The following is a 7853-nucleotide window of genomic DNA, read 5'->3' as shown; positions in this document are numbered from 1 at the left end:
CCCCTCCGCAGACCCTGCGCCAGGTGCTACCCGCCCCCCTGCATCAGAGGTTGACCACCGCCGCTCGCGATGTGGGACTCTCCCCGGAAGGGCTGGAGGGGCTGCAGCCCTGGTTTGTCGCCCTCACCCTGACCCAGGCGGCCATCACTCGCCACGGTTTCAATCCTGCCCTCGGCATCGACAACCACTTCCTCGAATTGGCAGGCAAAGAGGGCAAACCGGTCATCGGACTGGAAGGCTTTGCCGAGCAGCTCGGTTATCTCGCCAGCGTGGCCCCATATCAGGAGGCGATGCTGTCAGGCACCCTCGACGAGCTGACCGGATTCAAGGAGACCTTCGAGCAGGTACTCAAGGCCTGGCAGGCGGGGGATGAGAAGACCCTCACCGCCTTGCTGCGCGAGGAGATGGGCCCCGCCGAGCTGCAGGTCTGGCTCGAACAAAAACTGCTGGCCGAGCGCAACCGCCGCTGGCTGGCCAAATTCCCCACCCTGCCTGCACAGAGCCTGGTGGTGGTGGGAGCGCTGCATCTCTATGGGGCCGACGGCCTGCTGGAGGGGGCGAAGAGAAGTGGTTACCAAGTGAAGCCCGTCACAAATTAAGGCACCGATTAAATAGGCGTCATTGACCCTTGATCGAGATCAGTTTCATACGGTTAAGATGCATCCATGATGCTTCTCATCCCCCAAGGAAGAGGAGTCAATCATGGAGTTCTGGATGCAGCTGATGTTTGGCAATGACGTGGGCCTGATGTCCATGCTGGTCATCATCTTCACCATACTGCTGGTCTGCTTCTACGCCGGCTACTTCATCTACAAGATCAACCACGACGAACCCAAGCAGGGGCACTAGTCACCACGGGCAGGCCTCCTGCCCGCCACGGTTTTTCCTGTCGGGGCGCGGCGGTATACTCTGGCAAAAACTGCCAGGAACCATCGCCGTGCACCACGACGAGCATCAGTTGTTTATGGCGGAGATGAGCGGCGTCAAGCCAATTAGCTCCGACCGTGTCCAAACACCCCCAACCGCCCACCTCCCGAGCGATGCCCAGCTCGCCCGGCGCGATGCCGCCATGGGCACGCAGGGTTGCGATCTCGACTATCTCTCCATGGAAGCCGTCGACATGCTGCGCCCCGATGATTCGGTCGGCTTCAAGCGTGACGGTGTTCAGGAGGGGGTCTACAAGAAACTGCGTCTCGGTAAGTACGAGTTGCAGGCCTGCCTGGATCTGCATCAGCACACCCTGCGTGAGGCGCGCATGGTGCTGCTGCAATTTGTGCGCGACTGTCAGGAGCGGGACATCCGCGCCGTGCTGGTCCTGCACGGCAAGGGCGAGCGTAGCCAGCCCCAGGCCCTGCTCAAGAGCTATGTGAGCGCCTGGCTGCCCCGGATCCCCGAGGTGATGGCCATCCACAGTGCCGAGCGCCGCCATGGCGGCAGTGGCGCCCTCTATGTGCTGCTGAAAAAGAGCGAGCGCAAGAAGGCGGAAAACCGGGAGCGCCACATGAGGAGGTTGGGATGAAGGTCGATGCCATCGTCGTGGGAAGCGGCCCGGGCGGTGCCTCGGTTGCCCTCACCCTGGCCCGTGAGGGTGCCAGGGTACTGGTGCTGGAGCGGGGCCAGGCCCCCAAACAGTGCGGCACCTTTTCCCGCCTGCTACCCATGGCCTGCATACCGGGCCAGAGCAGTTTCATCAGCAAAGACGGCATGCTCATCATGCGCGCCCTCACCCCGGGTGGCTCAGGCTTTATCAACTACGCCACCGCAGGCGACCCCCCCTTGAGCCTGTTTCGGCGCCATGGTATCGACTTGGCGCAAGATCTTGCCGCCGTGCGTGCAGAGCTGCCCATCGCCCCCCTCAAGGCGTCGCTGATCGGCCCCCGTGCCCACCTGCTGCGCGAGGCGGCGCTCGCTCTCAAACTCCCCTGGCAAGCTCAGGAGAAGCTCATCGAACAGGCAAACTGCCGCAGCGACTGCCACCGCTGTACCTATGGCTGCCCATTCCAGGCCAAGTGGCACCCCGGGCTCTGGGTACAGGAGGCGGTCAGACTCGGGGCTCGTTTCGAGACCGGTGCCCGGGTGGAGCGGGTGATCGAGCGGCAGGGGCGCGCGGTCGGAGTACGTTATCGCCAGGGAGGACGCTGGCAGGAGGCCTGGGCCAACCGGGTTATCGTCGCGGCCGGCGGGCTCGGCAGCCCGGCGATCTTGCGCCGAAGCGGGCTCACCGAGGTGGGCGAGTCCCTGTTTGTCGATCCTGTGCTGGCGGTGATGGGAGAGCTGCCCACCGCCCCCGGCTCGGGGCGCGAACTCCCCATGGTCTTTGGCCTGCACGCCCCCGAGCAGGGTTACCTGCTGACGGATCTCGCCCTGCCGGCTCCCCTGCTGCATCTCTTTGCCGCTCAGGTGGGACGACGCATCGACCCGCACCGAAGCCTCTGCCTCATGGTCAAGGGACGGGACAGCCTGACCGGACGTGTCGGCCCCCTGGAGTGGCCAGTCAAGAGCCTGAGCGGGCAGGACAAACAGGTGCTGGCCATCGGCCGGCAACAGGCCGAAGCCATCTTGTGCCAGGCGGGGGCAACCCGGTTGGTGTGCAGCCACCCGTTTGCCGCCCATCCCGGTGGCAGCGTGGCCCTCGGCGAGCATCTGGACGAGGGGCTGGAGACGCGCCTTCGCGGTCTGCATCTGTGCGACGCCTCGCTGATCCCCGAGCCCTGGGGCCTACCCCCAACCCTGCCCCTGCTCACCCTGGGGCGCTATCTGGGTCGACGCCTCGGCAAGGGAGGCGCCCCGTGATAGGCTAGGCTTCCCGGCATCACCGGGGCCAGGCCCGTGATAGGCCAGGCCTCTCGGCATCACCGGGGCCAGGAAAGCATCGACAAGGAAATAACAACAGATGTCATATCAAAAGCTTGAACAACACCAGCAACAGATCCACCGCCTGCAACACCTGGCCGCCATCTGCGGCTGGGATCAGGCCACCATGATGCCGGAGGGGGGCAATGATGCCCGTGCCGAGGCCATGGCAGAGCTCGAGGTGCTGCTGCACGAGAAGCAAACCGCCCCCGACGTGGGCGACTGGATTGCCGCGGCCGAGGGGGAATCCCTGAGCCCACCACAGCAGGCGAACCTGCACGAGATCCGCCGCCACTGGCAGGATGCGCGCCTGCTGCCGGCCGATCTGGTCGAGGCCCTCTCCCTGGCCGGCAGCAAGTGCGAACACGCCTGGCGCCGTCAGCGCAAAGAGAACGATTGGGCCGGCTTTGCCCCGAACCTCGAGGAGGTGGTGCGCCTGTCCCGCGAGGTCGCCCGGCTGCGTGCCGAGGCGCTCGGGGTGCGTCCCTACGACGCCATGCTGGCGCTCTATGAGCCGGGCATGAGCGTGACCAGGCTGGATCAGGTGTTCGGGGATCTTGCCACCTGGCTGCCCGGGCTCATCACCGAGGTGACCGAGCGCCAGCGCGGGGCGGCGATACTCACACCGGTCGGCCCCTTCCCCGTCGAGCAACAGAAGGCGCTCGGCCTCGAGGTGATGGGGATCATCGGCTTTGACTTCAACCACGGCCGCCTGGATGTGAGCACCCACCCCTTCTGTGGTGGTGTGCCGACCGATGTGCGCATGACCACCCGCTATAACGACGACGAGTTCGTCTCGAGCCTGATGGGCATCATCCACGAGACAGGCCACGCCCGTTATGAGCAGGGACTGCCGCGCGACTGGCTGGGCCAGCCGGCCGGCGAGGCGCGCTCCATGGGCGTGCACGAGAGCCAGAGCCTGTTTTGCGAGATGCAGCTTGGTCATCACCCGGCGTTTCTGTCGCTCATCGCGCCGCACATCCGCACCCATTTCGGCGATCAGCCGGCACTGGCACCGGCCAACCTGGAGCGGCTCTATAACCGGGTCGAGCCCGGCTTTATCCGGGTCGACGCTGACGAGGTCACCTACCCGGCCCACGTGATTCTGCGTTACGAGCTGGAGCGCGATCTCATGGAAGGGCGCATCGAGGTGCGCGACATCCCTGAGCTGTGGGATCAGAAGATGCGCCACTGGCTCGGGATCAGCACGGCAGGCAACTACCGGGACGGCTGCATGCAGGACATCCACTGGACCGACGGCTCGTTCGGTTACTTCCCGAGTTACACTCTGGGTGCCATGACGGCGGCGCAGCTGCGCTTCGCGCTGGAGCGCGATCTCGGCGAGATGGGAGAGCTGATCGCGGCGGGCAAGCTGCCGGCGATCTTCGATTGGCTAAAGCAGAAGATCTGGCAACAGGCGAGCTTCCTGCCAACCGACACCCTGATGGTGCAGGCCACAGGCGAGAGCCTGTCGCCCCACTGGCTACGGCGCCATCTGGAGCAGCGTTATCTGGGACGTTGATTTAACCAGGGCCGCCATCGCGGCCCTTTGCATATCAGTTGCCCGGCTCCCACTGACGCAACTGAAACAGATTGCCTTCCGGATCGAACGCATTACGCACCACAAAGCCGGCGCCACTCCACTGCTCGGGGAGCATGCCACCGCCGAGATCGGCCACCTTGACTTCGGCGCGCGCGAGACTCGGCACCGAGAAAAACAGCTTGATGGCACACTGTTCACGCAAGGTCGGTGGCACTGAGATGACGATCTGCTCCACATAAGGTGCAGGCATCCGATGTAACACAAGCTGAGTGTCCCCGTTATCGAGCACAGCATATTGTGCATCCTGATGCAGCACTTGCATGCCAAGCAGAGCCTGATAAAACTGCGCCTGCCGCGCAAGATCCGCCACATAGATGAGTGCGCCTGCGCGCGCTGCTCCCGCCATGACCACCTCCTTTATCCTGTCACCCTACCCTCGCACACCCTGAGCGCCGGGGCGACGACTTTTCTTTCGATTGCCGTCCGTTTTTGGCTAGTCTTGCGGTGTTTCTGCCTCTAGTCTGCGTTCATGATCCCAGGAGATGTTATGACGCTGACCCCTGAGCAGTGCCGCGCCGCCCGCCTCGCTCGCGATGCCCGCTTCGATGGCCGCTTCTTTACCGGCGTGCTCTCGACCGGCATCTACTGCCGGCCTGTCTGTCCTGCACGCCCACCCCTCGAAGCTAACGTGCGCTACTTCTTCTCGGCTGCCGCCGCCGAGCAGACAGGGCTCAGGCCTTGTCTACGTTGTCGTCCCGAGCTTGCTCCGGGAGAGCGCCACGCCCTGCCGACCGGGCTGGCGAGAGCCATTAACGCCATCGAGCGGGGCGACCTTGCCGATCTGACTCTGGATGAGCTTGCGGCTCGCTGCGCCATGACGGCGCGCACGTTGCGGCGCCAGTGCGAGCAATATCTTGGCCTCTCCCCGCACAAGCTGGAGCAGACCCGGCGACTGTTGCTGGCGAAGCAACTGCTCACTGACACCTCTTTGTCTGTCACCGATGTGGCCTTCTCGGCCGGTTTTCACAGCCTGCGCCGCTTCAACGATGCCTGGCTTAACGCCTATGGTCTCTGCCCGAGTGCCTTGCGCAAACGCGTGGATCCGATCGCTTGCGGTGAGGGACTGGTACTGCATCTGGGATACCGGCCACCGTATGACTTTGCCGCCTTGCTGTCGTTCTTTCGGGTACGCGCCATCAAGGATATCGAGGAAGTGAGTGCACACGGCTACGTTCGCCACTTAGCGCCTGGTGATGACGGGATGCCGGCACGCATCGAGGTGTGCCAGGGGGATGGCCATCACCTCAGGGTCACTTTTTATGGGGTTGCTCCCAAGGCGTTGCCTGCACTGCTGCACAAGGTGCGTCGCCAATGGGACCTCGATGCCGATCCACTCCCCATTGTGGCGCGACTGCAGGAGGGGGGACTCGCCCCCTGGATTGCGGCGGCCCCCGGTCTGCGCCTGCCGGGAGGCTGGAGTCCTCTCGAAGTGATGCTGCGCGCCATCATAGGTCAGCAGATCTCGGTGAAAGGAGCCATCACCCTGCTTGGGCGGCTGGTGGCACGCCGCGCCGAGCTGTTTGGTGCGCCGCGACTGCCCGATGCGGCCGAGCTGAAGGCGATGAGCCTGGATGGCCTGGGGCTGACCGGCAGCCGGGTTCGCACCCTCAAGGGGCTGGCCGAGGCGCTGCTGGGTGGCCTGAACCTGGAGACGGCGCAAGATGCCGAGCTGCTCGCCCTGCCCGGCATAGGCCCCTGGACGGTCGCTTACTGGCGCCTGCGCTGCGGTCAGGATCCGGATGCGTTCCCGGCCAGCGATCTGGTGCTGCAGAAGAGCCCGATCCCGGGTCGCCGCCTGTCGGTGGCCGAGCTCACGGCGCTGGCCGAGCCATGGCGCCCGTGGCGTGCCTACGCCGCAAGCTGGCTGTGGCATGGGGCCACCCATAGGCTGCCGTTTTCAGTGATGGATGCACGACAAGGAGCACCCGATGATCCGCTTTGATGTGATGGACACCCAATGTGGCCCCCTGCTGGTGGCCATCAACCGGCAAGGGCTGGCCCACGTGGACTTTCTGCATGGTCTGCGCGCCCTGCCAAGCCAGGAGGGGTGGCTGCGTGACCGGCATGCACTCACCCCGTTTATTCATGAGTTTAGGGAGTACTTCGCCGGACGACTGCGCTCGTTCAGCGTGCCATGCGCCCCGAGCGGCACGCCGTTTCAACACGCGGTGTGGCAGGCCCTGTGCGACATTCCCTACGGCCAGACCCGCAGCTATGGGGAGCTGGCCGCCGCCCTTGGCAAGCCGAGCGCGAGCCGCGCGGTGGGCGCCGCAAACGGGCGCAATCCGCTGTCAGTCATAGTCCCGTGCCACCGGGTGATCGGCAAAGATGGCCGCCTGACCGGCTATGCGGGCGGACTCGGCATCAAGCAGGCCCTGCTGCAACTCGAAGGGATCGCCTCATTTGCTGGCGCTGGCCAGCAGGCACTCGCCGCCGACTTCAAACCCTGACGCCGACTCGAAGCGGCGCATCTCCAGCGCAATCTCGTCCCACGCGGTGCGCTGCGCTGCCTCTGGCAGGTGCGCCATCATGGCGTTGAGCCCCCCAAACGCCTCCCGGGCGACTTGCACAAACGCCTCGGCGCAGGCTGCCCGGTGCGGCACCGGCACGGCGCGCACAACAGGAAATTCGAACCCCGCCTCGCGCAGCAAGGCGTCAAGCCGGCCCGGCGCCCCCAGGCTGAACGGGCCGGGCTGCCCGACGGCAGGTGCCGCGAGCCCGGCGTGACGCCGGATAATGGCGGCCGGCACAGCCCCCCAGTCGTTGTGTTCCGGAGTGGAGAAGACCACCAGGGCAACCCGGCCACCGGGTTTAAGCGCCCGGCGCCATTCACGCAAGGCATCGAGTGGATGCGGCATGTACATCAGGCCGAGCCGGCAGATCACGGCGTCAAACGTGGCATCCGGCAGATCGAGCCGCTCACCGTCCATCACCCGGGTATCCACCTGGTTCAAAGCGCGCCCGTGCACCTCCTCCCTGGCGAGCGCCACTATCCCCTCGGACAGATCGGTGGCGAGCACATCGCCGTCGGGCCCGACCCGCTCGGCGGCACTGATCGCCGGCTCCCCGGCTCCGGCGGCGATGTCGAGGATGCGCTGACCGGGCCGGATCCCGGCGCTATCGAGCATCAGACGCGTCACCTCTCCGTACCAGCGATCCAGCACAGGGTTCCAGCGCCGCCACGCGGCGCCATCCCGGTTCCACTGCGCACGCTGCGCGCGCTTGTACTGCGCAGCATCGAAAGGTTGCAGCCCGGTCATCTCTCTCCTGTGACGCATTATTGGCCATGCTCCTTGGTATAGACGACCCATCGCGGGAAAGCGCGGAGGCATCGGTTGTCCCTCCTCTGGTCCCGCACACCAGGGCGTCAGGATGCGGCGCCGGCACCCTGAGGATC

The 7853-nt window shown here is 65.3% G+C and carries 9 protein-coding genes; 7 read left to right on the top strand and 2 right to left on the bottom strand.

From position 1 onward, the window contains the following. The 5 genes from BN1133_RS03245 to BN1133_RS03230 all read left to right on the top strand — a co-directional run. A partial coding sequence (locus tag BN1133_RS03245) for a TraB/GumN family protein (protein WP_050665116.1) occupies positions 1-599 on the top strand: 599 nt, incomplete at its 5' end. A gap of 103 nt (positions 600-702) precedes the next feature. After that, positions 703-849: a DUF3149 domain-containing protein gene (locus tag BN1133_RS19500; RefSeq protein ID WP_082177880.1), complete on the top strand. Its 147-nt coding sequence runs from the start codon at positions 703-705 to the stop codon at positions 847-849. 88 nt (positions 850-937) lie between these two features. After that, positions 938-1519 carry a DNA endonuclease SmrA gene (gene smrA / locus BN1133_RS03240; RefSeq protein ID WP_082177879.1) on the top strand — a complete coding sequence of 194 codons (582 nt, stop codon included), beginning with the start codon at positions 938-940 and terminating at the stop codon, positions 1517-1519. Then, a complete protein-coding gene (locus BN1133_RS03235) occupies positions 1516-2793 on the top strand; it encodes an FAD-dependent oxidoreductase (protein ID WP_050665115.1) in 1278 nt (425 codons plus the stop codon). Before smrA ends, BN1133_RS03235 begins: the two co-directional genes overlap by 4 nt. Before the next feature lie 100 nt (positions 2794-2893). After that, a complete protein-coding gene (locus BN1133_RS03230; RefSeq protein WP_050665114.1) occupies positions 2894-4375 on the top strand; it encodes a carboxypeptidase M32 in 1482 nt (493 codons plus the stop codon). A 34-nt stretch (positions 4376-4409) separates the two neighbouring features. Here BN1133_RS03230 and BN1133_RS03225 read toward each other — a convergent pair whose 3' ends face one another. Next, positions 4410-4802, bottom strand: coding sequence for a VOC family protein (locus BN1133_RS03225; protein ID WP_050665113.1), 393 nt, complete (start codon positions 4800-4802; stop codon positions 4410-4412). 141 nt (positions 4803-4943) lie between these two features. Here BN1133_RS03225 and BN1133_RS03220 point away from each other — a divergent pair, with 141 nt between their 5' ends. Continuing rightward, on the top strand, positions 4944-6398 hold the full coding sequence (locus BN1133_RS03220) for an Ada metal-binding domain-containing protein (protein WP_050665112.1): 1455 nt from the start codon (positions 4944-4946) through the stop codon (positions 6396-6398). Continuing rightward, positions 6385-6906 carry a methylated-DNA--[protein]-cysteine S-methyltransferase gene (locus BN1133_RS03215; RefSeq protein WP_050665111.1) on the top strand — a complete coding sequence of 174 codons (522 nt, stop codon included), beginning with the start codon at positions 6385-6387 and terminating at the stop codon, positions 6904-6906. Before BN1133_RS03220 ends, BN1133_RS03215 begins: the two co-directional genes overlap by 14 nt. On the opposite strand, the gene BN1133_RS03210 is transcribed toward BN1133_RS03215, so the two are convergent. Further along, the gene (locus BN1133_RS03210; protein ID WP_231686231.1) at positions 6856-7734 is read right to left on the bottom strand and encodes a class I SAM-dependent methyltransferase; all 879 of its coding nucleotides are present in this window, start codon (positions 7732-7734) and stop codon (positions 6856-6858) included. The genes BN1133_RS03215 and BN1133_RS03210 overlap by 51 nt on opposite strands. Between the last annotated feature and the right edge of the window lie 119 nt (positions 7735-7853).

The sequence above is a fragment of the Aeromonas schubertii genome (assembly GCF_000820105.1).
GTDB classification, from domain to species: domain Bacteria; phylum Pseudomonadota; class Gammaproteobacteria; order Enterobacterales; family Aeromonadaceae; genus Aeromonas; species Aeromonas schubertii.
The sequence above is the reverse complement of the archived record's forward strand: the minus strand, read 5'-3'. Positions and strand labels throughout refer to the sequence as shown.

What these genes read in the sequence shown, in the direction of transcription:
- BN1133_RS03235 (WP_050665115.1), top strand. Translation starts at nt 1,516, where the DNA reads ATGAAGGTCGATGCCATCGTCGTGGGAAGCGGCCCGGGCGGTGCCTCG.
- BN1133_RS03225 (WP_050665113.1), bottom strand. Translation starts at nt 4,802, where the DNA reads ATGGCGGGAGCAGCGCGCGCAGGCGCACTCATCTATGTGGCGGATCTT.
- BN1133_RS03215 (WP_050665111.1), top strand. Translation starts at nt 6,385, where the DNA reads ATGATCCGCTTTGATGTGATGGACACCCAATGTGGCCCCCTGCTGGTG.
- BN1133_RS19500 (WP_082177880.1), top strand. Translation starts at nt 703, where the DNA reads ATGGAGTTCTGGATGCAGCTGATGTTTGGCAATGACGTGGGCCTGATG.
- BN1133_RS03220 (WP_050665112.1), top strand. Translation starts at nt 4,944, where the DNA reads ATGACGCTGACCCCTGAGCAGTGCCGCGCCGCCCGCCTCGCTCGCGAT.
- BN1133_RS03210 (WP_231686231.1), bottom strand. Translation starts at nt 7,734, where the DNA reads ATGCGTCACAGGAGAGAGATGACCGGGCTGCAACCTTTCGATGCTGCG.
- BN1133_RS03230 (WP_050665114.1), top strand. Translation starts at nt 2,894, where the DNA reads ATGTCATATCAAAAGCTTGAACAACACCAGCAACAGATCCACCGCCTG.